Source organism: Paenibacillus sp. FSL F4-0236 (genome assembly GCF_038000135.1).
Taxonomy (GTDB): Bacteria; Bacillota; Bacilli; order Paenibacillales; family Paenibacillaceae; genus Paenibacillus_AQ.
In genome coordinates this window covers 2,511,320-2,537,047 of sequence record NZ_JBBOBK010000001.1, presented here as the reverse complement: position 1 = coordinate 2,537,047, position 25,728 = coordinate 2,511,320, and the positions used below count along the sequence as shown (strand labels likewise).

18 protein-coding genes are annotated in these 25,728 nt (G+C 47.5%); 14 read left to right on the top strand and 4 right to left on the bottom strand.

Annotation, left to right across the window (positions count from 1 at the left end; translation table 11 throughout):
• The first annotated feature begins 11 nt into the window (after positions 1–11).
• Together NSQ29_RS11570 and NSQ29_RS11565 are read left to right on the top strand one after the other, a co-directional pair.
• Complete coding sequence (locus NSQ29_RS11570) at positions 12–1,058, top strand: NAD(P)/FAD-dependent oxidoreductase (protein WP_341125102.1); 1,047 nt, start codon at positions 12–14, stop codon at positions 1,056–1,058.
• A 28-nt stretch (positions 1,059–1,086) separates the two neighbouring features.
• Positions 1,087–2,034: an ABC transporter substrate-binding protein gene (locus NSQ29_RS11565; RefSeq protein WP_339795833.1), complete on the top strand. Its 948-nt coding sequence runs from the start codon at positions 1,087–1,089 to the stop codon at positions 2,032–2,034.
• 161 nt (positions 2,035–2,195) lie between these two features.
• Here NSQ29_RS11565 and NSQ29_RS11560 read toward each other — a convergent pair whose 3' ends face one another.
• Entirely contained in the window at positions 2,196–2,771 is a 576-nt protein-coding gene (locus NSQ29_RS11560; RefSeq protein ID WP_341125101.1) for a dihydrofolate reductase family protein, read from the bottom strand.
• Positions 2,772–2,930: 159 nt separating this feature from the next.
• Here NSQ29_RS11560 and NSQ29_RS11555 point away from each other — a divergent pair, with 159 nt between their 5' ends.
• The 5 genes from NSQ29_RS11555 to NSQ29_RS11535 all read left to right on the top strand — a co-directional run bounded on the left by NSQ29_RS11555 (position 2,931) and on the right by NSQ29_RS11535 (position 12,757).
• Positions 2,931–4,853 (top strand): AraC family transcriptional regulator, encoded by a 1,923-nt coding sequence (locus NSQ29_RS11555; protein ID WP_341125100.1) that lies wholly within the window; start codon positions 2,931–2,933, stop codon positions 4,851–4,853.
• Positions 4,854–5,350: 497 nt separating this feature from the next.
• Complete coding sequence (gene codB / locus NSQ29_RS11550; RefSeq protein ID WP_339795836.1) at positions 5,351–6,628, top strand: cytosine permease; 1,278 nt, start codon at positions 5,351–5,353, stop codon at positions 6,626–6,628.
• Entirely contained in the window at positions 6,597–7,865 is a 1,269-nt protein-coding gene (locus tag NSQ29_RS11545; protein ID WP_340969650.1) for a cytosine deaminase, read from the top strand. The genes codB and NSQ29_RS11545 overlap by 32 nt, the downstream gene beginning before the upstream one ends.
• 376 nt (positions 7,866–8,241) lie before the next feature.
• Positions 8,242–11,538 (top strand): chitinase N-terminal domain-containing protein, encoded by a 3,297-nt coding sequence (locus NSQ29_RS11540; RefSeq protein WP_445739161.1) that lies wholly within the window; start codon positions 8,242–8,244, stop codon positions 11,536–11,538.
• A gap of 232 nt (positions 11,539–11,770) precedes the next feature.
• On the top strand, positions 11,771–12,757 hold the full coding sequence (locus NSQ29_RS11535) for an alpha/beta fold hydrolase (protein ID WP_076299815.1): 987 nt from the start codon (positions 11,771–11,773) through the stop codon (positions 12,755–12,757).
• Positions 12,758–12,973: 216 nt separating this feature from the next.
• On the opposite strand, the gene NSQ29_RS11530 is transcribed toward NSQ29_RS11535, so the two are convergent.
• The gene (locus NSQ29_RS11530; protein WP_341125099.1) at positions 12,974–14,356 is read right to left on the bottom strand and encodes a LamG domain-containing protein; all 1,383 of its coding nucleotides are present in this window, start codon (positions 14,354–14,356) and stop codon (positions 12,974–12,976) included.
• Between the two features lie 495 nt (positions 14,357–14,851).
• Between NSQ29_RS11530 and NSQ29_RS11525 the strand changes: the two genes are divergently transcribed.
• Positions 14,852–15,415, top strand: a complete 564-nt coding sequence (locus NSQ29_RS11525; RefSeq protein ID WP_179086709.1) for a hypothetical protein — start codon at positions 14,852–14,854, stop codon at positions 15,413–15,415.
• A 100-nt stretch (positions 15,416–15,515) separates the two neighbouring features.
• Here NSQ29_RS11525 and NSQ29_RS11520 read toward each other — a convergent pair whose 3' ends face one another.
• Together NSQ29_RS11520 and NSQ29_RS11515 are read right to left on the bottom strand one after the other, a co-directional pair.
• A complete protein-coding gene (locus NSQ29_RS11520; protein WP_076283717.1) occupies positions 15,516–17,111 on the bottom strand; it encodes a response regulator in 1,596 nt (531 codons plus the stop codon).
• The gene (locus NSQ29_RS11515) at positions 17,092–18,891 is read right to left on the bottom strand and encodes a sensor histidine kinase (protein WP_341125098.1); all 1,800 of its coding nucleotides are present in this window, start codon (positions 18,889–18,891) and stop codon (positions 17,092–17,094) included. The genes NSQ29_RS11520 and NSQ29_RS11515 overlap by 20 nt, the downstream gene beginning before the upstream one ends.
• A gap of 239 nt (positions 18,892–19,130) precedes the next feature.
• Here NSQ29_RS11515 and NSQ29_RS11510 point away from each other — a divergent pair, with 239 nt between their 5' ends.
• The 6 genes from NSQ29_RS11510 to NSQ29_RS11485 all read left to right on the top strand — a co-directional run bounded on the left by NSQ29_RS11510 (position 19,131) and on the right by NSQ29_RS11485 (position 25,629).
• Positions 19,131–20,504 (top strand): ABC transporter substrate-binding protein, encoded by a 1,374-nt coding sequence (locus NSQ29_RS11510; protein WP_076283715.1) that lies wholly within the window; start codon positions 19,131–19,133, stop codon positions 20,502–20,504.
• Positions 20,505–20,588: 84 nt separating this feature from the next.
• Positions 20,589–21,533, top strand: coding sequence for a carbohydrate ABC transporter permease (locus tag NSQ29_RS11505; protein ID WP_076283714.1), 945 nt, complete (start codon positions 20,589–20,591; stop codon positions 21,531–21,533).
• 115 nt (positions 21,534–21,648) lie between these two features.
• The gene (locus NSQ29_RS11500; RefSeq protein ID WP_076299818.1) at positions 21,649–22,488 is read left to right on the top strand and encodes a carbohydrate ABC transporter permease; all 840 of its coding nucleotides are present in this window, start codon (positions 21,649–21,651) and stop codon (positions 22,486–22,488) included.
• Positions 22,489–22,518: 30 nt separating this feature from the next.
• Positions 22,519–23,433 (top strand): dihydrodipicolinate synthase family protein, encoded by a 915-nt coding sequence (locus NSQ29_RS11495; RefSeq protein ID WP_341125097.1) that lies wholly within the window; start codon positions 22,519–22,521, stop codon positions 23,431–23,433.
• Between the two features lie 341 nt (positions 23,434–23,774).
• Positions 23,775–24,833 (top strand): glycoside hydrolase family 88/105 protein, encoded by a 1,059-nt coding sequence (locus NSQ29_RS11490; protein ID WP_341125096.1) that lies wholly within the window; start codon positions 23,775–23,777, stop codon positions 24,831–24,833.
• On the top strand, positions 24,826–25,629 hold the full coding sequence (locus NSQ29_RS11485) for a polysaccharide deacetylase family protein (RefSeq protein WP_076283710.1): 804 nt from the start codon (positions 24,826–24,828) through the stop codon (positions 25,627–25,629). The genes NSQ29_RS11490 and NSQ29_RS11485 overlap by 8 nt, the downstream gene beginning before the upstream one ends.
• The last annotated feature ends 99 nt before the right edge of the window (positions 25,630–25,728 follow it).

Genomic DNA, 25,728 nt, shown 5'->3' with positions numbered 1-25,728 from the left:
GCGATTGAACGATGCATGAAGAGGAAATGTTTGATGTTACGATTATTGGCGGCGGTCCGGCCGGATTATTTGCTGCATTTTATAGTGGACTCCGCGAAATGAAGACCAAAATCATTGAATTTCAGCCTGTACTTGGCGGCAAGGTGCATGTTTATCCGGAAAAGATGATCTGGGATGTGGGAGGCTTACAACCTATTCTTGGCTCGCAGCTTATTGAACAAATGGTTGCGCAAGGGATGACGTTCCAGCCGGAGGTTGCTTTTAATGAAAAGGTCACATCCATCTCGGAAGATGAAGCAGGTTACTTTATATTGCACACGGCCGCAAACCGGAAGCATTTCACTAGAACTGTAATATTGGCCATTGGAGGAGGCATTCTGAAGCCGATCAAGCTTGAAATCGAGGGTGCCGAAAGATTTGAAATTACAAATTTGCATTATACGGTGAAGTCACTTGCCCGCTTCAAAGAGAAGACTATTCTAATATCGGGTGGCGGACATTCTGCTGTTGACTGGGCGAACGAACTGGCCCTGATTGCCAAGAAGGTGTATTTAACGTACCGGAAAGAGAACTTAAAGGGGCATGAAGCCGATATTTCACGCTTGGCGAACAATGGCGTAGTGTGCTTATTAAATACTTCAATCGAAAAATTGATTGCCACACCGGATCACGAAAGAATAGGGACAGTACTGCTAAAAAGCAATGACAATGAAGAAGCATTTGAGCTGTCCGTTGATGAGGTCATCATTAATCACGGCTATGAACGCGACAAAGAACTACTGGTGAACAGTGAAATTAAAATTGATCTGTGGGAACATCGGATTTCAGGATCAGCAATGAGCGGGACATCCGTGCCGGGCATTTATGCGGCAGGTGATGTTCTGCATCATGAAGGGAAGCTGCACCTGATAGCGGGAGCGTTCCAGGATTCTGCAAATGCAGTAAACCAGGCCAAACAATACATCACGCCGGAGGCAAATTCGACCGGGATGGTGTCTTCGCACAATGACCTGTTCATACAGAAAAACCGTGATTTAATGAAGCATTTATACAGATAGTAATGATAACAACTCAAGGGGGAGCCAAATGAATAGACTATTTGGATGGATTGCATCCTTAATTATAATAGCAGGATTACTGGCTGGATGTTCCGAAACTTCAGTCACAACTGCACCTGAAGTCGGCAAGATCGAGGAAGCGGGATGGCCAAGAACAATTGCAGATGCCAGCGACAATGGAGTGGTGCTCAAGACACGACCTGAGCGGATAGCGGTTCTGCATCCTTTGTATTTGGACTACTTTTTCGCTCTAGATACGCCTCCAATCGCATCAACTAACGCAGCTGAAGCAATGAAAGATTTCGCTACTTTACAGCCTTATGCCGGAACTGCTGAGATTATTGATTTGGGCAATAGCAATGCGAATCTGGAAATGATCATGGATGCAAAGCCTGATGTGATTGTAACCTTCAAGGGTTCTGTTGATAGCAATTATGATGAGTTGAATAAGATTGCACCTGTCATCTTAATTGACTACACCGATACCTGGGAAAAAACGACGATGCTGTGTGCTCAGATTGTTGGAAAAGAGACGTTAGCAGAACAAGCCATTAAGGAAACACAAGAAATGATAGCCAATACGAAAAAACAGTTAAATAGTCTTGAAAATAAGACCTTTGCCTTGCTACGGGTCGATGGAAAAGCCAATTTTAATGCTCAAGGCTCTAAAAACACGATGTACTACAATCAAACTGTGGGCTTTGGGTTGTTGCCACCAAAGGGATATCCCGAGGAGGGCGGGGCTCTTTCTCTGGAGGGTCTATACAGCATGAATCCCGATTATATTATTATCCAGCATGATATGGATATCGCAAAGGCGGCCATCAAGGAGAAGGAAACTTCAAAAGCGTGGAACTCACTGGAAGCAGTAAAAAACAATCATGTTCTTATCTTTGATAATTCACTAAACAGCGCAAGTATCCTGGCTGTCCGTTTAGCTGCAGATCATTTCCTGCAATTGGCGGCTGAACAATAATTTATTATACAAAAATCCGATTGACGCTGCTGGGCGCAATCGGATTTTTGTTATTTAGATAAATATCTTGACCTGTTGTTTGGTGAAAATAAAATATTAGACTACAGCTGTTGTCGCTCCAATAACGTTCCCCGTTAGCATAATCACCTTAAGTGACAAGGTCATCTTACCGTCTGGTAAACGAGGCCTATGGCTCCAGAATCAAAGGTCTTGTTTTCGATTAGCTTAAGATTGATCTTCTCCTTGAGTCCTTGGAATAACGGCAATCCCTTACCGATCAGAACGGGAGAAACCGTAATTTTATACTCATCAATTAAATCAAGCTGCATGAGGTGGTGTGCGAACCTAGGACTGCCGAGGATGACCATATCCTTGCCTGGCTGCTGTTTGAGGTTATTGATCTCTTTCTCGACATCTTCTTTCACGAGTCTGGAATTATTCCATTCGACTTTCTCCAGCTTCGTGGAAAAAACGATTTTGGCTGTCTTTTCAATCCACTCGGCATGATTCCGTTCATGCTGCGAAGCTGATGGGTTCGAAGGCACAGATGGCCAGTAACTATGCATCATCTGATAAGTCCCACGTCCCCAAAGGACAGTGTCGGCAGTACTCAGAATTTCTTTCGCATGTTTCTCCAAATCAGCATCGTAGGAAACCCAGCCAATGTCCATTTCACCATTCGGCCCTTCTACAAAACCGTCAAGCGATGCGTGAAGAAATAGAACGAGTTTTCTCATTTTCAGTTCTCCTTTGTTCATGAGGGATATCTACATTATACATTAACTACATTTTAGCAGTTTTCTTCAGTCTAGACCTTTATTATCTTTAGACAACTGTTATTGATAATGGTTATCATTTATGATGATCATTAGACAGATAACGGAGGGGTAGTCATTATGCACATCAAAAATCAAATATTTCTTTGGGATCAAGCGACCGTCAAGTTATTGGATGTACGCCAAATTGAAATGGTTCAAGGCGAAATTCTTCAAAAATATAAGATTCCTGCCAGTATATTTTTACTTTCGGTACATGGGAGCGCTCAAGTTCAGTTAGATCAGGCCGAATTTTCTTTTACAGGATTTCAAATCCTCCATAGCGGGAAAGGGTCGACCCTCAATATTGTTCCGACAAGTAAAAAATTTGTTTACTATATCATTTACTACCGTGCATGGATTCATGAAGAGGATCCCTTCCAAATACAATATTGTTTTTCCCCTGATGCACCCATTTTACTTTATAACAAAATTCAAATGATGCATCAAAAATGGAACAAGCAAGAAGAGTGGCTCCATGTTAAATCACTGTTTTATCAATTCATTGATCAGGTTTTAAAAGAAATACATAGAAAAGAGACTGAGGTGAAACAAACAAGTGTTGCAGTCCAAGTCATCACCTATATCCAGGAATACTATGCGGAGCCAATTACATTAGATTCTCTTGCGGAAGTATTTAATTTCAGTGCTTATCATTTGTCATCATTGTTTAAAGAGTACACAGGTATGAGTCCGATTGATTACTTAATTCGTTTTCGGCTTGAACGTGCAACAGAGCTTTTAATGACAACAGAGGCTTCTGTCGGGGAAATTGCAGCAAGCGTTGGTTATAGAGACGTTTATTATTTCAGCCGAATTTTTAAGAAAAGAAAAGGTGTATCCCCTGCACATTTTAGAACAAGAGAGATACAGGCACATAAAGTTGCTGAAAGTCCATCAAACTTCCCCACATCCTCTATTTTTGAACACATCGTTCAACAGTATATTAATAATGATAATCATTATCATAATACGGAAAAAGGGGAATTACATATGTTTAAAATGACAAAATCTCAGACGACGGCAGCTTTACTGCTTTGCAGTTCTCTATTATTAGGTGCTTGCTCAAGTGGGACGGGTACTGCTACGAAGGAACAAAGTAATGGGAATGGAACCGTAAATCAAGCAACATCAGAAGAAAGTACGAACACTCGAATAGTATCAACGCCTAAGGGAGATGTGGAAGTACCAGCAGAGCCGAAAAGAGTGGCGGCTGACCAATATATGGGGCATTTATTGAAATTAGGAATTGTACCCATCGGAGCAAGAACGTTTATGCTGGATGAAGGCTGGATGGAAAAAGCGGACATACCCAAAGAAACGATCGAGAAAATTGAGGATTTAGGGGATTTTCCTTTAAATTTGGAAAAATTAACGATGCTAGATCCGGACTTAATTATCGGTTCGATCGATGAGAACATAGAACAATATGAAAAAATTGGGACCACTGTTTTTCTGCCTTATTGGGAGGGGTTAAAAACAGCAGGGCCGCTTGATAAATTTAGGAGTGTAAGCAAAATATTCGGAAAAGAAAAAGAAGCAGAAGAATGGATTACGGAATATGAACAGAAAGTAGCTGAAGCAAAGTCGAAACTTACCGGGGTTATCAAGGAAGGGGAAACCGTTTCGATTGTTCAGTTTTCACAAAAGGCCGTGTACGTCTTAGCGGCAAAGGGCGGAAATTATGGTTCTTCCACTATATACAATATGCTGCAGCTGCCTCCAACAGAAAGTGCCAAAAATATGGCAGAGGGGTTTGAATCCATTTCACTTGAAGTGCTTCCAGAATATTTAGGTGATTATGTTTTTGTATATAATGGCGATGCGGATGCAACCAATAAAGCAATGGAAAGTAACATATGGAAAGGCATCCCTGCAGTGAAAAATGGCAAAGTTTATTTGTATGGCGATAATTATCATGATGAATTCGTAATGGAGGATCCTTTTTCATTAGAGCTTCAGCTGGATACGATTGTTAATTTATTACTTGGCACTACTAAATAATTTAATAGATATGGCACATCTGAGCGAAACGGAATCCACCTCCTGAATAAATTAAATAACCGCTCCGTTTGGACTGTGGATCAGGCCGTTCCTGATAGGAAGTGGAGGAACTCCGAGAGTGAGGTTGTCCGGTACCACATAAGACTTGTACTATGAGCAAGTGCCTTGGTCGACCTCATCCACATAATAATTCCAAGCGCAGCATTCAAAAGAGGATTTATATCAATGGATATTAATGACATTGACATCTATAGGTTTTTCTAAAATAATAGAATGTAATTGAATACTGGTACCTTTAATTCAGTCCAGAGAGGCTGACAAGGACAGCGGATTTTTATAATCACGTGAGAAGCAGGGCATATTCCGTCAAGGGATGCTCTGTGTCTTAGCGCGGATTATGATGAACAAAAGAGGCTACTTGTCAGTTTGATCTGACGAGTAGCCTCTTTTGTTTCTGCTTTTTTGGTATCAGGACACTTTATACTGGGGGTATTCTGATGAGTAAACAAGATCAAGAGTTTTCGTGGCAAGCGGTGCCGAAAACGCAGAGAAATCATTTTGGAAAGACGTTCTCCGTCATGTTAGCATTCACTTTCTTTTCCGCAAGCATGTTGGCAGGGGGAACGTTAGGGGTCAGTTTGACATTCATGGAGTTCATTGGAATCGTGCTTGCCGGTAATCTGGCACTCGGCATCTATACCGGAGCACTGGCACATATCGCTGCCAAAACAGGTCTTTCCACGCATTTGCTTGCAAAATATGCGTTCGGTGAAAAAGGCTCGTACCTTCCTTCTTTCCTGCTTGGCTTCACACAGGTCGGATGGTTCGGTGTCGGTGTAGCCATGTTCGCGGTACCGGTCGCCAGAGCGATGGACTGGAATGTGTACCTTTTGATCTTCGTGTTTGGTCTCGCAATGACGGCATCAGCCATCTTCGGCATGAAGTCGCTCGTCATTCTGGGTTATATAGCAGTTCCGGCCATTGCTATTCTCGGTGGTTACTCCGTGTTCGAAGGAGTAAACACGCTGGGTGGTATGCAAGGGTTGCTCGATTACACACCAACAGAGTCGCTCACCGCAGCAGCAGCATTGACCATTTGTATCGGGTCATTCATTAGCGGCGGAACGTTGACGCCCGATTTTGCCCGGTTTGCCAGAACCTCCCGGCAGGCGGTTACTGCAACGGTCATTTCGTTCTTTTTAGGGAACTCACTTATGTTTCTCTTCGGTGCAGTCGGCGCAATGGCTTATAATTTGGCAGATATCTCGGAGGTCATGTTCTTGCAAGGATTGCTCATTCCTGCGATCATCGTACTGGGGCTGAACATCTGGACAACTAACGATAACGCACTTTACGCTTCCGGGCTGGGCTTTGCCAATATCACTAAAATTTCGAAAAAGTTTTTCGTTATCGTTAACGGCATCGTGGGTACCGTATTTGCCATGTGGATGTACAACAATTTCGTTGGTTTCCTGAATGTGCTGGGCGCGGCGATCCCGTCCATCGGCGCCATCATCATCGCAGACTATTTTATTGTGAAGCGCAGAAACTATAAACCATTTGCCGACATGACCTTCAAAAATGTAAACTGGATCGCGATGGTAGCTTGGGTTATCGGCGTGGCCTTCGCCCAGCTGGCTCCAGGAATAACACCACTTAATGCACTGATTGGAACAGCGGTTGTATACACCGTGATAATGCTGATCGTTGCTAAGAAAGAATCCAAAGAAAAGGGGAATAAAAATGATTATACAGAACGCAAAATTGCGGGGTAAAGAAGGTTTATGGAATATTGTTGTGAAAGATGGGAAGTTTGAGCTTATCACGCAATCAATGGAACTAACTGCGAATGAGGAAGTAATTGATGTTAACGGCTCACTTGTGCTGCCGCCGTTCATTGAACCTCATATTCACTTGGATACAACGTTAACAGCAGGTGAGCCGGAATGGAATTTGAGCGGAACACTGTTTGAAGGCATCCAGCGTTGGTCAGAACGCAAGGCCTTCCTGACGCATGAAGACGTCAAAACGCGTTCCAAAACTGCATTGAAGTGGCAGATCGCGCAGGGTATCCAGCATGTACGAACACATGTAGACGTTACTGATCCAAGCTTGACCGCCGTAAAAGCGATGCTTGAAGTAAAAGAAGAAATGGCACCGTTCATTGACATCCAGCTTGTCGCTTTTCCACAGGAAGGTATTCACTCCTTCCCGAACGGCGTGGAATTACTAGAAGAGTCGCTGAAAATGGGTGTTGACGTGGTGGGTGGTATTCCACACTTCGAATTCACAAGAGAATATGGCGTTGATTCGATGAAGGTTGCGTTTGACCTCGCTGAAAAATACGACCGTCTGATCGATATACATTGCGACGAAATCGATGACGAGCAATCCCGTTTCTTGGAAGTTGTAGCCAAAGAAGCTTACGAACGCGGGCTTGGCTCCCGTACGACAGCAAGCCACACGACGGCGATGGGGTCATACAATGATGCATATACGTACAAATTGTTTAGATTACTGAAGATGGCTGACCTAAATTTCGTCTCCAATCCTCTGGTTAACATCCATCTGCAAGGACGCTTTGACACTTATCCGAAAAGAAGAGGGTTAACTCGCGTCAAAGAACTGCTGGAAGCGGGACTTAATGTATGCTTCGGTCACGATGACATTTTTGATCCATGGTATCCGCTTGGCACAGGCAATATGCTTCAGGTGCTGCACATGGGTATTCATGCTTCTCAGTTGCTCGGATACGATCAAATCGTAAATTCAATCGATCTTATTACGAAAAATAGTGCAAGAACGTTGAATATCGAGGATATGTACGGCATTGAAGTAGGTAAACCTGCCAACTTCATCGTTCTTGAAGCAGAGAACGAGTATGAGACCATTCGTAAACAGGCCGGAGTACTTTATTCGTTCAAAGCCGGCCGCAAAATCGCGGAAACAAAGCCGCGGGACACTTCGATCATTCTTGAGAACGGTTCGGAGAAGATTACTTTCAATAAATAATCGAATGAAGTATGTGCTCCATCAAGCAGAGCCTACTTTTTAGCCAAAAATCCCCTCATGATAGTCAGGAATATATGAGATCACGTGATTGTGAACTCTTCCTGTATACATGGGGGGATTTTTTGTGATTCTTGTGTTTGACCATTTTTCTATTGCAGGACGTTCCGGACCCAAACTCCAGTATCACTAAGACTTTTTTCATAGCTTATTTCCAAGATTCGACCTTGTTTTCACCCACTGTATAGGCCGAAAGTATAAATTTACAACACTTTACAAAAATCTATGTTTTTCCTAATCCTTATGAGATAGCATATTAGACGAAAGCGGTGGACAATTATGGAAAAATCCACCGATCTATATCTTAAGGAGGATGAATATGAAGGAGAAGCGTTCAGGTTGGAATAAGAAGCTGCTACAAAGCATGCTGGTTGCATCTGTTGCCGTACCCCTGCATTTGTTCGCATTCGGAGCCGGCTCGGCAATATACGCTGAGGGGCCAAGCGACCCCGCCCCATTCATTGAAGCCAAAGTGGTCAACGAGCATGCAGGCCAGAAAATTCTGTTTGACAATACCCACGCGCAGACGGCCGGAGCGGCCGACTGGGTTATTGATGGCGCTTTTTCCGATTTTGGTAATGCGCTTGCGCAAGAAGGCTATTACGTCAAAGAGCTTCGTAAGACCACTCCGATTACGCTAGGCGATCTTTCCAGCTATGACGTCTTCGTCGTGGCCGAATCTAACATTCCATATAAATCCAGTGAGCAGGCAGCTATGGCGGAATACGTGGAGAACGGCGGCAGCATCTTCTTCATCGGCGATCATTACAATGCGGACCGCAATAAGAACCGCTGGGACGGCAATGAGGCATTCAACGGTTACCGCCGCGGAGCTTGGGACAACCCGGCCAAAGGCATGAGCACTGAAGAGGCCGGTTCCGCGGCAATGCAAGGCGTGGTCAGCTCCGACTGGCTGGCGGAAGAGTTCGGTGTCCGGTTCCGCTTCAATGCGCTTGGTGACATTAACGCCACCAACATCGTGGCTCCCGATCAGGCCTTCGGTATTACATCAGGAGTATCAAGTGTAGCCATGCATGCCGGCTCCACGCTGGCAATCCTCGACCCGACCCGAGCGAAGGGCATCGTCTATCTGCCGAAAACCAACAATGCTTGGGGCAACGCGGTGGACCAAGGTGTCTACAATGGCGGCGGCGTAGCGGAAGGTCCTTATGTGGCCGTGGCGAAAAAAGGTGCCGGCAAAGCCGCCTTTCTCGGCGACTCCTCCCCAGTCGAGGATGCCACGCCGAAGTATTTGCGCGAGGATACCGGTGCCAAAAAAACGACTTACGATGGCTTCAAGGAGGCTGACGATGCTGAGCTCCTGGTGAACACGGTTAACTGGCTCGCCGAACAAGAGAGCTATACGGATTTCACCAAGGTAAGTGGCCTGACGCTGGATCAGCCGACGCAGCTGCTGCCGTTCGAAGAGCCGGCGCTTTCCACTGAGCCTCAGCCAGAGCCATGGGCCGCTCCGAATGCCGGCTACAAATGGTTTGACCGCACCAGCTACAAGGCGGGCTCTTACGGCGGACCGGCAGCTACTGCAAGTGCGGTGTACAATTTCACGCACCAAACGGTGCTGCCGAACGCGCAGGATTTCCAGATTCGTGTCAGCGCAGATAATCTCCCTGCCAATACGAGCGTATCAGGCTTCCAATTGGGTATCTACCAGGTGAGTAGCGGTGCCCAGATCGCCAAGATCCAGAACAGTGACGGCACTTGGCCGAGTAGCTATGCTTACAGCGCCAACTTTAGCCTGACTTCAGACTTGAACGGCCATGCCTACAAAGATCTGACCGTACAGATCAAACCGGGCACCACGGCTGCATCCAATCTGCGTCTGCGCCAGAACGGAACGAACCTGAAGACCGAATCAGTAACGCTCGGTAACGTCCCAGCAGAACCGCTTCCGGACGAGGAAGATCCGATTCCAGCGACCGTTTCCATCGGCGAAGCCCGGACCAAGATTGTTGGATCCTTGGTGACGGTTGAGGGGATCGTAACGACTGAGCCGGGTATTTTCGGCGGGCAAACCTTTTATCTGCAGGATGAGACCGGCGGACTTTATGTCTACCAGAGCCAAAGTGGCTTCCATGCCGGCGACACGGTCAAGGTAACAGCGTCCACGGCGCTGTACAATTCGGAGCTAGAGTTGACCGAAGTTGTGCAGATCGAGAAGAGCGGCACTGCGAAGCTGCCCGAGTCCGTTGACGTGCCGGCTGTGAACGATACCAATCAAGGTCAGCTGCTCAAGCTTAAAGACGTGAAAGTGACGAATATTATCACAGCCACTCCAAGCGGTTCCTTTGAATTTGACGCCATCGCCGATGGCGGGACAAGCAATCACATCCGGGTGGATGCCCGGACGGGCATCACGAAAGACAGCTTCCCTTATGCGGAAGGACAGAAGCTCGATATTACGGGCGTAGCCGCGATCTTCAAAGACGTATACCAACTCAAGCCTAGAAGTCTCGGAGACTTCAGCATTGTGGAAGAAGTGGGGGCTCCAGTAACGACGGCAACCCTGTCGGCAAATCCGAACGCTGCCGGCTGGTTGAACCAGCCCACCGAAGTAACCCTGAAGGCCGACTCCGATACAGCTAAAGTTTATTACTCGCTGAACGGCGGTGCGGAAGCCGTATACAGCACTCCGTTGGTCGTAAGCAAAGATGGACGGCATACGCTGTCTTATCATGCGGTTTCGGGCAAGGGAAAGGCGGAAGAAACTAAGACACTGAGCCTTAATATCGACACGGTTTCACCGACAGCCGAGCTGACGGAGTCCGGTCATGCGGTCGGAGATGTGGAGGAGGAGGCCCAGCTTAAGTTTGTATTGGCTGCCGAAGATAATCTGTCTGGCGTCACCTCCAAGCAGCTTCTGCTGGATGGACAGCCCATAGCCGACGGACAGATCCTGAACGCTGCGGAGCTGGGTGCCGGGTCCCATACTGTAAACTACGTCGTGACCGATGCCGCAGGCAACACTGCCGAAAAGAGCTACACGTTCCAAATTACTGGCGGAGCGGCACTTGCAACTGACAAGCCTGGACAGCCTGTGTTGTCCTCGAATAGTGGCTACGGTTATGGACTCAGTGACGGCAACTTTACCGTCACCATGAACCTCTGGTGGGGCAATAACGCTACCAGCTACAAGCTATATGAGAATGGCACACTGATCGACTCCAAGTCTCTGAAGGATGTATCTCCTTCCGCGCAGACGGCAAGCACAGGGCTTCACGGTAAGCCGAATGGCACCTATATATACACAGTGGAGCTTACCAACAAATACGGCACAAGCAAGAGCCAGCCGCTCACGGTGACGATCCGCGATGCCGCACCGGGCAAGCCGGTCCTGACCCATGACAACTGGGACGGAGATGGCTCTTATAAAGTAACTATGAATTTGTGGTGGGGCACTAATGCCACAGAGTACCGCCTTTATGAGAACGGGCAACTGATCGACACGCAAGCGCTAAACGCCAACACGCCTTCGGCGCAGAGCGCTACGACTGAAGTCACTGGACGCGCTTCCGGCAATTATGAATACCGGGCGGAGCTGGTTAATGCAGCGGGAGAGACCATAAGTGATATCATCAAGGTAACCGTCAACAAATAATACGATGAGCGTTTTAAATCTTGTAAGAAGTATTCCAAGGTGTTGCATTCCGATTTGCTGTTGATCTAAATATGTCTCCAGGAGGTACTTATATCTTTCAGATATAACGCCTCCTTTTTGACTTGTTCATATTCCGTTCATATTGTCGTCACGATGAGTACATCTTAGTTGATTACACTTTGAATATGTCGTCAAGGCGGCACTTCAGATACAGAGACAAGGAAGGGAAGAGATGAACGTGGCAAATAAGGTAGAAATAAAAACAACTGGGACTAAGAGCCACAAGAAACGGAACCTATGGTTAAAAATAATCGGAGGTATTGTAGGGGCGCTCGTGCTGTTCATGGGCATCGTTTTTATCGTTGATGCAATCAGCGATGGGGTAGAGAAAAAGAAAATCGAATCCTATGGCCAGTATGTCAATGTGGATGGGAAAAAGATGAATGTGCTCATTCAAGGCAGCGGAGAACAAACCGTTGTACTCCTACCGGGACAAGGAACCCCGTCACCTGCACTTGATTTCAAATTGCTGATCGATGAAATTACCCCTAATTATAAAGTCGTGTTGGTCGAGCCTTTCGGTTATGGCTTGAGCGATAAAACCGAGAAGGAAAGAACGACGGAGAATATAGTAAGTGAGGTTCACGAAGCTTTGCAGCAACTGGGTTTAGACAGTTACATTCTAATGGGACATTCCATCGCGGGGCTTTACGGAGCGACCTATGTGAACACTTATCCGGATGAAGTTCTTGCTTTTGTCGGCATCGATAGCAGCGTTCCCAATCAACCCGGGATGGATGTCAAATTACCTTTGAAATCCATGCAATTTCTTCAAAAATCAGGTCTGATGAGATTGTTCCAAAAAGTGAGCGGAGATGCGTATAAATCGCTTGCATTTGATGAGCATACCAAAGAACAGATGCGTTTGATTTCGAATCAAGTCGCGACCAATCCAACGTTGATGAATGAACTGAGCCACCTCGGTTCCAATTTTAAAAATGGAGAAAAACTCACAATGCCAAAAGACTTGCCGTTGCTTCTCTTCGTTCAATCGAATAATGAGCACAATAAACAGTGGATTCCGCTTCATGAAGAGCAAGTCAAACAATCCGCACAGGGAAAAATGATCCCAATGGAAGGTTCTCATTACCTGCATCATACAAAATACAAAGAAATCGCTGAGGAATTCAAAGCTTACATGAAACAAATCCAATTGTAGTGTTTATAATTGAACTGCGGAGCCGAAATTGAAGTGCACCCTCTAGAATTTCATCGGATAAACCAGGGGGTTTATCCGATGTCTATTCTAAGGGGTGCACTTCATAATGCATTAGGGTGTTTTTGTTTGATTCCAATTCTTGTGTCACATCTGCCGATCAAGAGAGAATCAGCGCTAAGGTCCAAGTACTTGTCCTACAAGGAACTGTACACCGATTTAATCACCTACAATTTCGTTCAGTAAAAGTTCTTCCGTTAACGCATAGCGGTACAGCCGAACCTCGTCGATTAGGCCGTTCATTGTGGAGGACGAGTTATGTCCGGCGGTCAACGACAGTTTGTTCGAGATGTTACCTCCGAGCAGCGAATTATTTTCTCCAACTAATATACCGTCTACATACAGTCTCAGTCCCGTGTCCCGATCCGCTACAGCCGCGACATGATGCCAGTTGCCGTCTGTATACGTCTGCGTCGATTGTACGACATCGGCGGTGCTACCGTAATCGAGCCAGAATCGAATTGTATTGTTGCTCTCGATTCGCAGGGTATAGGAAGCGTTAGTATCCCCTTTATTTACGATGTATTTCGGCGTGCCGACAACATTGGTTCTAAACCAAGCGGTCAGGCTAAAGTCTTGATCTGTGCCGAAGTCGTACAAGCCGGAATCCGGATCACCAAGCTTGACGAATTGTCCACTTCCCGAGAATTGGACAGCTCCACCTGATTTACCTGATGAGCTGCGAGCCATGCCGTTCAAAAGCATCCCGTATTCGTAATCGCTTATATCGTTGGCTGTGATAATGCCGCTTCCCACCGTCGGTTCGTCAAAGCTCCAGCTGCCAGCGACACCACCAAGAGCAAGCATCTCATGTTCTTCTAAGACATAATTGAATAATTTAACCTCAGAAATCAGCCCCTTTAACGTCAAAGCTGAATTAGAACCAATCGTCAGGGGGAGGTTGCTAGCTATGTCGCCTCCCAGGAACGCAGACGATTGCGCGACAATCAATCCGTCGACGTACAGCCGTAGTCCGGCATCGCGGTCTGCCGCGCCAGCGACATGATGCCACTTACCGTCCGCTAAGGAAACGGCGGACTGTACTGCATCGAACGTATTCCCGTAATCGAGCAAGAATCGGAGTGAGCCGTCCGCTTCGAAGCGAAGCCAGAAGGAGCCGTTGGTATCGCCTTTGTTCACGATATATTGGATCGATCCGGTATGGCTTGTCTTGACCCATGCCGAGACAGTAAAGTCTTGCGTCGAGCCGAAGTCAAACGAGCCGTCCGCAGAATGGCTAAGGTTGACGTGATCGCCAGCTTGGGAGAAGCTCAGTGCTGGACCAAAGTGCCCATCCGCGCCCGGTACTGCACCTGAGATCGAGCCGTCGTGTCCTGCACTTGATGTATCGACGGCCGTCATCCCGGCTGTTTCGTTCAGCGGCCAGCTCCCGAGCAATGAACGGTTCCACCAGATACGCGACACGATGGTACTGTTAGGCTGGAGCGAATTCCACTCATTGCTGGTCACAATACTCAGCTCTGGCGTAACATCCAGCGTGCCAAAGTTCCCGAGCTGCGCACGGTCGGTCGTGTTCGGCATCACGTTGTGCTCTGTTTCCTTCTTAAGCCTAAGCGTTTCCGGATTCATCTTGGCCATCCATAGAGGCGCCCGATATCGGAACACATCCGAATTGACGGAATCTTGCCGAGTATAAACGAGATACAAGCCGTCCGGTCGCGTAATCCAATGCATCTGCGTATTCATGCTACCGACGATGAGAGTGCCGTCTTCCCACTGTAGATCAACGGCGGGCTGCCAGTCGATACCGTTGACGCTCTTGGTCAAACGATTATTCGTGTCATCACGGCTCGTCAGGAAGTATTCGCCGCCGAACATGGTCAGCGAAGCCTCGATACCTGAACGATTGCCGTGTACGCCGGTGTTCGGGACCGTACCGCTCATGCTTTCGTATATCAACGAGGTCCCGTCGAAGGAGGCGGTCACAACTTGCAGCGCGCCAGAGCCGGAGGTCGAATGGATCGGCCATAACACCTTGCCCGTCTGCTCGTCTATGTGTGGATAAGAGCTTCCCGCATGACCGAATACTTGTGGCCAATCAAAGAGTTGCCAATCTGCACTCCAGGCTTCGATAGTTGGGTCGAATACGGCGTATGCCGGATAGGTTTGCTTTTTGCCGAAATTGGCGTCGTACGACTGCGCCATGCCAAGCAGTATGATCTTGCCGGTTGCAGCATGATAGACAGGAACGGGATCGATGAGCATGCCCCTGTAGCCATTCGGAAGTGTCTTCCAATCGTATTGCGGGATAACGTTGTAAGGCGTCCAGTTGTCACCAAGATTAGTGCTGACCGTGTAGGCGATGTCATAAAACACGTCAGAGTGGTTGTCGTTCAAATCTTTGGATGCCGTGCACAATATCGCCGGAGTGCCATTTTGACCTTGTCCCGGCAGGGTGGCACAACGCGTATGAGACCACCAGAAATCATTGGTGCCATCATTTGCATAGATCCGTTTCGGATCGACACGGTAACCAGTAGCGGCTGCTGGCACAGCCAAAGCCGCCATAAGACAAACGAGCAGCAAACAGGAAACAGCTTGTTTCAAAAGAATCATCAGCTCCTTGGACATAAAATATAAAGCGCTTACATTAAGAATCATACCAAATCAACTCTTTCTAACCTATTGGATAGAGTCTAGATTTGGTAGATTATATTAATCTTTTGAGCGGTATGGCTGATCAATTTTGGCGATTGCGGTATTCGGTCGGTGTCAGGCCAGTCCTTTTTTTGAACAGACGGCAGAAATATTTCTCGTCTTGGTAGCCGGAGCGGAGTGCCACCTCATAGGTTTTCAGAGAGGTTTCCGCAAGTAATCGTCTCGCTTCGGCAAGCCGTATTTCGGTCAAGTAATCCGACAGGTTGATGCCTTGGACCTGCTTGAACAAAAAGCTTAGATAGACGGGCGACAAGTAGACTGCCTGTGCTGCTGTCTCCAGCGTCACATACTCCCTGAAATTATCCTCAATAAATCGCTTTGTCTTTTCCACGATAGCGTTTTTACCGACTTTGCGAAAATCGAGGGTCCGCCGCAGGAGTACATCCAGATAGCGTCGCATTTCTTCCACTAACTGCTCCAGCGTAGACGTTTCGAAGAACATCGTAATCTGACCGGCGGGAAGCAGTTCGTCGAGTGCCAGCTTCGGGTGCATGCCCATCAGCGAGTCCGCAGCTGCCACCATGTGCTGGAGTGCAATGGATTTGGTCACTTGTACAGGATAGTCGCGGCTCTTCAAATGTTGGATAAAGTCCTCTAGCCATCGGGTGAGCTGATCGGGATTACCGACTTTGAGCGCAAGTTGAAGCGCTTCATCAACTGGAGTGGAAGCTGGAAACTTCTGATTCGGTGAGACGGTATTTTCCCATTCCAGATCCTCAACGAACACGACCTGGTTTTGACCGGTATAGTATTTGTACTCCAACGCCGTCCGAGCCGATTGATAGAGATGTTTGCCCTCCGTATTGAGGCTCATCCCTTGCACCGATACCCCAATCATCACCATATAGTGAAGCGCCTCGCGCAGATTACTTACCAGTCTGCACAAATCCTCCCGAAACTGAGCCTTCTGCGACGGTGTGACATTGGCCTGCAGAATGAATCGGTTGTGCTCAGGACAAATTAAGAATTTGTCAGGCCATGCCGCAAGCGTCTCCTCAGCTATATTCATAACAGCAAAGTTCATCAACTGCTGATCTTCGTAAGAGTAGTTTTTCGGAAAGTCTGGATCTTCGTCCAACTCGATGATTGCTAGATATACGGGACCGATCCGTAGAGGGATGTGTAGGAACTCCGTTTTTTCCACGAACAGATCGTCGTTGAAGCAGGCGCCCTCCAGCAAAGAAGTAAGAAAACGGAAACGGATCAGCGGCAGATGGTCCTTAAGTTGACTTTTGAGCTTTTGCTCATCTTTCCATTGCTGTTGGATGGATAGGACAACATTCAGCAGCTGGTCGAGATCCGGTGGTTTTAGTAAATAATCCAGGGCTCCTAGCTTGAGCGCCTGCTGTGCGTACGTGAACTCGTCGTGTCCGCTCAAGATGATCGATTTAACCGGCAGCTCCCGCGCATGGATTTCCTGCAACAGCTCCAGGCCAGTTTTGCCCGGCATCCGGCAATCCAGTAACAGCAGATCGGGCTTGTCTCGCTCGATAAGCTCCAGTGCTTCATCTCCGTTATCGGCAGGCGGAAGCCAAGTAAAACCATGCTCCTCCCATGGAATAAGGGCACGAAGGGCTTGAGGTACGATGGGTTCGTCGTCAATGACCATGATTTTCATAAAGCAGCCTCCATTGGTTTTCGTCTGATATGAGCGGGATAACCAGCATAACACGCGTGCCATGCCCCAGTTCACTCTCAATACGTAGTGCGTATTCCGGCCCGAACATCATCGTCAGTCTTTCATTGACGTTACGGATGCCATAACCGGTGCCGCTGGTATCACTTTCAAGCAGAGAACTTGCCATCTCCGGGCTCATGCCGCATCCATCATCTTCGACGACGAATTCAACCCGCTGCTCGTCCAGTTTTCTTCCTTTGATCGAGAGCGTGCCGGGCTGTGCCCGCTTTGTACTAAAGGCGTGTAGAATCACGTTTTCCACCAATGGCTGCAGCAGTAGCTTCATCATATAGAAGTGAATGATGTCAGGATCGATCTCATAACAAGGAATGAATCGGTTCGGAAAGCGGGCATATTGGATATGAATATAGGCCTTGACCTGGCTCAGCTCCTGACGAATCGTATAATAATCTTTACCCTTGTTAAGAGAAAGACGGAAGAGCTCAGTCAGGGATTGCGTTACCTGGGCTGTATTATCATCACCGTTCATTTTCGATTTAAGGAAAATATAGTCCAGTGTATTGTACAGAAAGTGCGGTTCGATCTGAGTCTGAAGCGTCTTAAGTTCAATCATCTTTTGTTTTGTTTGACTAATGTACACTTTCTGAATGAGACTGTTCGTTTCCATGACCATATCATTGTACTTTTGGGTAAGCAATCCAATCTCATCTCGTGAGGTGACCTCGACATTCTGGTTGAAGTCGCCCCGTTTGAAGTTGTTCATGGAACGGAGTAACTTCTTAATCGGTTTTGTAATACTGCGCGATAGGAATACCGAGCAGAACCCGACGAGAGCGAGCAGCGATACCGATAGGGCGAGAGTTACATTTAGCATGATTCGGTGTTGGCTACGGATAATTTCCAGCGGTGTGAGACTCACAATGTTCCAAAGATATGGTTCCACGACCGTACTGGCGACGGAATAACGCTTTCCGTTAATATCATAGATCTCCGAATGCGACTTAAGTGAAAGCTGCTGCTTGAGTTTCAGATCGTCCATCAGTGTTTTTTTTAATCCGTTGTCCTGACTTTTGCTCGATACAAGATTGTAGTTGTCATCAAAAATAAAGATGTTAGACGAGCGCACAATCTCAATGTCCTGAATGATATTGCCGATAGCGTCACGATTAACACCCATAAAAAGCAAGCCGAGCTTGTTGTCCGGGTCATATAAATCGACGATCCGCCGTCCAATCATAATTTCATTGTAGCTGTGCCCGAATGTAAATAGGGGGGTGCTGTAATACGTCCAGAATGCCTCGCCGTCCCGGGAAGCAACAGCGGTGTATAGCGGCATCTCAGCGAAGTCTGAATAAGGGATGACCTGCCGGAAAAACTCGCTGAAATCGCGGTACAAAAAGCCGTTTTGGCCGTAGATAACAAGGAAGCTAACGTATTTTTTGGCGGCTTTGATGTTGTCGAGATAAGCAAGTGCGGCAGCCTGTTCAGTGTTGACCGGTCCGTTATAATCCCGGCTGAGCAAGCTTTGTAAGCTAACGTTATTCATAATGTAGGAAGTAATGTCTCCGGCGTCGTCTAGCATCAGCTTGATGTTATTGCCGATCAAGCGTACCGTCTGGGCTTGATTTTGCTCCGTTTCCTTCTCTAGAGAGGAGGTGGCGGTCCGAAACGAAAAGAAGCCGAGCGTCAGCAGCGGAATGAGGACGAGTAATACAAAGGATACGAACAGTTTCGTTTGCAGATGTCTGAATACGAACATGGAAAGCCTCCCAACAGGCGGCGCTTGATCATCCGCATAGGAAAATAATGTTATAAGCAATTTATACTGTTACATTAGCAAATCCTTTCTCTACATTCAATATGGAGGTAGAAGATCGAAACCAGTTACTTGACGAAGTCCACTAAACCTTGAAATTGCCGCATTGTTGCGTATCGAATCTGCGGGTAAGATGGGATTGTGCACAAGCAAGACAAGTCCAAACGGGAGGATGATCAGATATGCGCAGGGGGAAAAAGAGATTTGGGTTCGGCGCGGTGGTTGTTGCACTGTCGCTGTTAGCGAGCGGATGCGGAACATCTGGCGGGAATAACGCGGCAGAGAATGGAAAGAACAGCCAGCCGCCATCGACGGCGGCAAGCGGAGAGGCCATCGACTGGAACACAGTCAAGGCTGACATCCGGTTCGTCTATCCGGGAACTTCGGAGGCGGAGAAAGAGCTGGCTGAACAGTTCAAGGCGAGAATGAAGGAAAAATATCCGAACGTCAATATCGAGTACATGTATCTGTCGTGGGCCGATATGGAGAAAAAACTATCCGTCATGTTAAATTCGGGGGACGTCCCGGATCTCACACAAACGCAAGACATCACCAATTTGGTTCGATTGAACGGCTTGGAAGACTTGACCCCCTATTTTGAGCAAGAAGGCGAGCATTTGAAGAAGGACGATTTTCTGCCGGGTACGATGGAATATGCCCAAGAGGACGGCAAACTGTACGCTGTACCGAATCTAGCGAACTCCTTCACGATGATCGTCAATGAGAAAATGCTGAACGAAGCAGGCATGAAGCTGGAGGACTTGCAAACGTGGGAGGATGTTGAGAAAGCAGCCAAGGCGATGACGAAAGACGGCAAGTACGGTTTCGGCTATCCGCTTGGAACAGCCCGGTTCGCATTCCGTGTGCCGTTCACGGCCGCATATAGCAATAATCTGCTGCTGAGCGATACGTCAGCTGAGAGCAAAAACAAATACCTGGAAACGCTTCAGCATTTCAAAAATCTGGAGCCTTATCAGCCGAAAGCGCATCTGACCTGGGGGTACCCGGAAATGTTTCGCGCATATAGCAATGGCGAGGTTGGCATGATTGCGGCGGGAACGTTCTTTACAGCCAATGTATACAGCATTAACCCAGACATCGTCAATGTCTCCCGTACGATTGCGTATCCGAAGGGGCCTTCAGGCACATCAGCCAAAGCGCCGGTATCGAACGTCGGTATCGCGATGTTCAAGGACAGTAAAAACAAGGAAGTCGCCTGGAGACTCATTCAGGAATGGTCATCCCAGGAATTCAACAGCACGGCAGCGTCCGTCGTCAACGTGACGGCGATCAAGAGTACAAGCCTCGATGAAATTATCAAGAAGTCAGAAAAAATTTATCCAAAAGCGATAGAGGGACACAAGACGATGCTGAACGACTTCAGCAAGCTGCTGGATGAATCCGGCGTTCCGATGGACAAAATTCCGGGACAAAGCGAGATGGAAGTCATCGTTCAGGAACAGATGGCCAAGCTGCTTAACAACAAAGTGACGGTAGAAGAGGCATATGCCTCCATCAAAGACGGCATTGACAAAATCAAGGCAAAACTGGAATAGGCCAGACTCCGTTGGAGCTGCATGCCGAGCCATTGCAGCTTCACAGGATGTTATGGGACCGGTGAAGGAAAGGAAGCGTAAGAAATGTCCGACATACTGAGGCTAGATAGGCAGGATCCGCCGCTCAACCGACAGCGGGGACGCGTTTCGGCGTTTTTTCGGGAATTCGGCTTCGGGTATTTTTTGCTGGCGCCCGTCGTCCTTTATATTGTGGTATTTCAATTTTATCCGCTTGTGGAAACGATCCGGCTGAGCTTGTACGACTATTCGCTCATCTCCGGACGTGGCATGTCATTCAACGGCTTCGGCAATTACAAGGAGCTGCTCGTGAATGACGGAGCTTTCTGGCAAATTTTCTGGAACAGCTTCATCTGGGTTCTGGGTTCCACTGCCCTTCAATTCGCGATTGCAATACCCGCCGCAATTATTCTGTTCAGCAAGATACGGTTCAGAGGGTTGTGGCGTGGATTGATGATGGTTCCATGGGTATCGCCAGTCGTCATTATCGGCATTGTCTGGAAGTGGATTTACGACGGTCATTACGGACTATTCAATCATTATTTAAAAATGTTTCACTTGATTTCGGAAAATATCGTCTGGCTTGGAGATGAACAACTGGTCTGGCCCGCACTGCTGCTAACGTCGGCGTGGAAGGGATTCCCCTATATTACGCTGATGATGCTATCTGGACTCACGGGCATCTCCCAAGAAATGATTGAGGCGGCGCATATGGATGGGGCTTCCGCGTGGCAGAGGTTTACCCGGATTACGCTGCCAATGCTCAAGCCGATCATGTACGTGACCGGGCTTGTCAGTATTGTCTCCTCCTGGACCAAATTCGAAATGATATGGGCGCTGACGAACGGTGGACCGGGCTATTCGACCAGTATTTTGCCGACGTATTTATATACGAATTCATTCGTTTACTTCGATCTCGGCAAAGGTTCGGCCATCGCTACGCTGTCGATGGCGATAGTATTGATTCTCGTCGGTATCTACTCGCGTCTGTTCGGCCGAAACCTAGAATAGGCATCAGAGGAACGATATTATACCCGATTAAAACGATGTTCTAACGAGTCTTGGTCCTGCTTGTACTATGCAGGATAGTACCACTAACAACGATGCATGATTCGAGGTGCGACTTATGAAAGAGTCTTTTGCTCAAAGAACGGCAAATTATGTCTGGCTGGCGCTGTTGATGGTATTCACGCTGCTGCCGTTCGCTTGGTTGATCGTCACGACGCTGAAGTCGGACACGGAAATGTTCTCAACGATTCCGACCTGGATCGTGGACAATTTGACTTGGGATCATTACAGATGGGCGCTTGGCGATGTAGGATTTCAGCTGCCCCGACTGCTGCTCAATTCAATTATCGTATGCGGTATCACCGCACTGGTTACAGGAGCCATCGCCTGCATTAGCGGCTATGGTCTGGCCCGTTATAAGGTACCCGGCGTTAGCCTGGTCGTCGTGCTAATCGTGCTGGCCCAGATGATTCAGGGTCCGTTGATCATGATTCCCTGGTACAAAATAGCGGCAGCGTTTTCACTGCTGAATACGAAAGCGATTTTGGTCTTAATTTACGGGACACTGACGATACCTGTTGGTGTGTGGATTATGAGCGGGTTTTTCCGTACCATACCGCCCGAGCTGGAGGAAGCAGCGGCGATTGACGGATCAGGCAAGTGGCGGACGCTGTTCACAGTCATTATTCCGCTTAGTTTGCCGGGGTTGGTTTCAATCACACTATATGCATTTATTCTCGGATGGAACGACTACCAGTACTCGCTCATTTTAACCAGCTCTATCGACGCAAAGACCGTTCAGGTCGGCATCGCCGAATTGATGGAAAGCATGGGTTCGACCAACTGGGGCGGATTGCTCGCAAGCGGGGTTATCGTTATTTTACCGATTATCGTCATTTTCGCATTTATTCAGAAATATTTGATCGAGGGAATGACCGCAGGGAGCGTAAAGGGTTGATAGTTTTTTTAAAAAAAGGAGCCGATAGAGATGACTAATTCTTATGATTTCAAAGGCGTGTATACCGCGCTTATTACGCCGATGCACGATGACGGTAGTATTGATCATGAGTCACTTGCCCGTCTAGTTCGACATTTGCAAAGCCAGCGCGTTAAAGGGTTTTATGTAGGCGGAAGTACTGGTGAGGGCTTCATCCTGGATACGGTGGAGAGGCAAGAGGTGCTGGAGACAGTCGTCCGCGCGGCGGAGGGGAAGTCAACGATCATTGCCCACGTCGGAGCCATAGGTACGGAAGCTTCGATCGAGTTGGCGCGTCATGCCGAACGGCAGGGCGTCGATGCGATGTCGGCAGTGGTGCCGTTTTATTACAAGACGACAGTTGAACAGATCAAGGAACACTATATTGCAATTATGGCCGCTGTCCCGCTGCCGATGCTTATCTATCATTACCCGGGAGCGACAGGCGTCCAATTATCGATGGATTTCTACGAAGAGATGGCCCAGTATCCCCAATGCATCGGCGTCAAATTCACATCCCTCAACCTGTTCGAGATGCAGCAAATTCGTGCCCGCTGCGGAGACCGCTTTCTAATCTTTAACGGACATGATGAGGTGTATGCGGCTGGCGCGCTCACTGGAGCCGACGGCGCTATAGGCAGCACCTATAATATGATGGCTCCGTTATTCGTTCAGATGTATCAAGAAGCGGAACATGGGAACTGGTCAAGTCTTTCAGAACTGCAGGGCGAGGCGAATGAGGTCATTGCGAATATGGTGTCTTTCGATGTGATCCCTTATGAGAAGTATATTTGCTATGCACAGGGCATTATCCGCTCGTACAGAGCAAGGCAGCCGCTAAAGCAACTGACGGAGGTAGAGACAGCGGCAATCCGAACGTTTTATGAAAAAAGTGCTGTTTTGAAGGTATCGGCTTATCAAGTGTAATAAATTGATGATGACAATGGAGCCAGGATGTAAAGAATACATGCGATCGGCGCAACTAGCAGCTTGCCCTCACCTTCCAGGCAAAAATATCTTGTTTTGTCCAATAAACCTGTCACGGAAAAACAAACCCATGATATGCGCTTCTGTTCCAAAAGGAATGATGCGCAGTAAGTGAATATTACCATGTGTTATTCCAATGCTCTCTTGCTATTTTGGAAATTCCCCAAAAAACCTGAACATTTACTCAAGTTTTGAGGGGGGGGATATCCTTTACATTTACAATAGAGCCTTTTGAAAGGGAACAACAAAAGTATGATTCTTGTTCAGGGGAGAGGGTCTAGATGTTGGGAAAAGATGAACTAGCTGAACTAGCGGATCGCGTCTATCATCGGATGATCGATAAGACGACGAATGATTGGGGAATGGGTATCGATAGCTGGGATTGGGTTCCGGGCGTCGGCGTCATTTCAATTCTGGCTTACGGCAAATTAATGAACAATCATGAAGCCATCGAATATTTGCTTCAATGGACGGCTCGAAATAAACAATTGAGTGAGCAAGTGAATGTCATCAATTCCATGGCGCCGTATGCGATCTTCCCGGATTTGTATCGGCTGGGAGGCGAACATTGGTACATGGATACCGCGCTCAATGTCGGGGATTGGATGCTAACGGAAGCACCACGCACGCGGGAAGGTACTTTTGAGCATACAGTCACGGAGAATGTTCAGTTTTCCGAACAAGTGTGGGCGGACAGCTTATTTATGACCGTACTCTTTCTGGCTCGACTTGCAAAGCTAACTGGTGATCGCAAATACGCGATAGAAGCGGAATTCCAACTACTTGGCCATTTACGTGTGCTTCAGGATCCGTCAACGGGTGTATTGTTCCATGGCTGGAATTATGAGGAGAAGAATCATATGTCCTCCGCTCGTTGGACGCGTGCGAATGCATGGGTCATCCTCGCAATTCCTTGGATTGCGGAGGAGATTGGTACCACGACGCCATTTTCAGATGAGATTGTAGAACGATACCAGCGGCTTGCAGCAGGAATACGGCATTTCCAAGGGGTATCTGGCATGTGGAGTACCGTCATGGATCAATCCGAATTTTATAAGGAGACATCCGGGAGCGCAGGCATCGCGGCGGGTTGGTTAGCTGGTATGCGATTAGGTTGGCTGGATGATTCATACAAGAAAGCCATTAATCTGGCATTGTATGGCGTTATAGATCGGATTGACCCTGACGGTACAGTACAAGGGGTATCCGGAGGAACGCCAGTGATGCCGAGCATTGCGGCCTATGATGAAATTCCGTGCATTCCGACCCTGTATGGCCAAGGGCTAACTCTTATTCTGTTATCACTCGCACACGCAGATTGTGGAAAATTCTATGCCTAATGTACAACTGACGTTCCCTGAGGGGAAACATAAGGTACTCACGATGAGTTATGATGACGGAAGATCAGCCGATAGACGATTGTTGCACTTATTCAATCAATATGGCATTAAAGGAACTTTCCATTTAAATTCAGGCCTGGCCGGACATCACGAACGAATTCCTTTGGAAGAAGTCAAGGATCTGTACAAAGGCCATGAAATCGCGGTGCATACGGTTACGCATCCGACACTAACACGATGTTCAAGGGAGCAAATCGTTGGTGAGATAATTGAAGACAGGAAGTCTATAGAACGAGTCACAGGCTACCCGATCAGAGGGTTTTCCTATCCCAACGGTTCATTCAACCGCCAGATCCAAGAGATGCTCCCACACCTCGGGATCGAATATGCCAGAAACGTCCTAAGTCATGGGAATTTTCACCTGCCAGATGATTACTTCGCGTGGAACCCGACCTGTCACCACAACCAAAACCTTCTTGCGTTGACCGAGACATTCAAGCAGCTTGGTCGAAGACAGCATCTTTATTTGATGTATATCTGGGGACACAGCTACGAGTTCGATCAAGACAGTAATTGGGAACTAATCGAGAGCTTTTGTGAATCGGTTAGTGGTCGTGAGGATATATGGTACGCGACGAACATCGAAATCGTAGATTACATGCGAATCTATCAGAGCCTACGATTTTCTGCTGCGATGGATCTTGTATACAATCCCTCTTATCATTCGATATGGCTGGAAGTGAATGGTGAAGTCATTGAAGTGAAAGGCGGAAGTCAAATAATACTGGTACGGTAATCTGACCACGCAAACAACGAATTCGTAATCAAGATAGATTCCCTTTTGTCCATCAAGGCTCTTAACTAGAGAGAAACGATGGAACAGGAGGGAGTTTTT

Bases quoted from the DNA above. Each gene is read 5' to 3' on its own strand.
- NSQ29_RS11525 (WP_179086709.1), top strand. From the start codon at position 14,852: ATGACCGAATACTTGTGGCCAATCAAAGAGTTGCCAATCTGCACTCCA.
- NSQ29_RS11555 (WP_341125100.1), top strand. From the start codon at position 2,931: ATGCACATCAAAAATCAAATATTTCTTTGGGATCAAGCGACCGTCAAG.
- NSQ29_RS11505 (WP_076283714.1), top strand. From the start codon at position 20,589: ATGTCCGACATACTGAGGCTAGATAGGCAGGATCCGCCGCTCAACCGA.
- NSQ29_RS11565 (WP_339795833.1), top strand. From the start codon at position 1,087: ATGAATAGACTATTTGGATGGATTGCATCCTTAATTATAATAGCAGGA.
- NSQ29_RS11520 (WP_076283717.1), bottom strand. From the start codon at position 17,111: ATGAAAATCATGGTCATTGACGACGAACCCATCGTACCTCAAGCCCTT.
- codB (WP_339795836.1), top strand. From the start codon at position 5,351: ATGAGTAAACAAGATCAAGAGTTTTCGTGGCAAGCGGTGCCGAAAACG.
- NSQ29_RS11530 (WP_341125099.1), bottom strand. From the start codon at position 14,356: ATGCCGAACACGACCGACCGTGCGCAGCTCGGGAACTTTGGCACGCTG.
- NSQ29_RS11570 (WP_341125102.1), top strand. From the start codon at position 12: ATGCATGAAGAGGAAATGTTTGATGTTACGATTATTGGCGGCGGTCCG.
- NSQ29_RS11490 (WP_341125096.1), top strand. From the start codon at position 23,775: ATGTTGGGAAAAGATGAACTAGCTGAACTAGCGGATCGCGTCTATCAT.
- NSQ29_RS11535 (WP_076299815.1), top strand. From the start codon at position 11,771: ATGAACGTGGCAAATAAGGTAGAAATAAAAACAACTGGGACTAAGAGC.
- NSQ29_RS11495 (WP_341125097.1), top strand. From the start codon at position 22,519: ATGACTAATTCTTATGATTTCAAAGGCGTGTATACCGCGCTTATTACG.
- NSQ29_RS11515 (WP_341125098.1), bottom strand. From the start codon at position 18,891: ATGTTCGTATTCAGACATCTGCAAACGAAACTGTTCGTATCCTTTGTA.
- NSQ29_RS11500 (WP_076299818.1), top strand. From the start codon at position 21,649: ATGAAAGAGTCTTTTGCTCAAAGAACGGCAAATTATGTCTGGCTGGCG.
- NSQ29_RS11560 (WP_341125101.1), bottom strand. From the start codon at position 2,771: ATGAGAAAACTCGTTCTATTTCTTCACGCATCGCTTGACGGTTTTGTA.
- NSQ29_RS11540 (WP_445739161.1), top strand. From the start codon at position 8,242: ATGAAGGAGAAGCGTTCAGGTTGGAATAAGAAGCTGCTACAAAGCATG.
- NSQ29_RS11485 (WP_076283710.1), top strand. From the start codon at position 24,826: ATGCCTAATGTACAACTGACGTTCCCTGAGGGGAAACATAAGGTACTC.
- NSQ29_RS11545 (WP_340969650.1), top strand. From the start codon at position 6,597: ATGATTATACAGAACGCAAAATTGCGGGGTAAAGAAGGTTTATGGAAT.
- NSQ29_RS11510 (WP_076283715.1), top strand. From the start codon at position 19,131: ATGCGCAGGGGGAAAAAGAGATTTGGGTTCGGCGCGGTGGTTGTTGCA.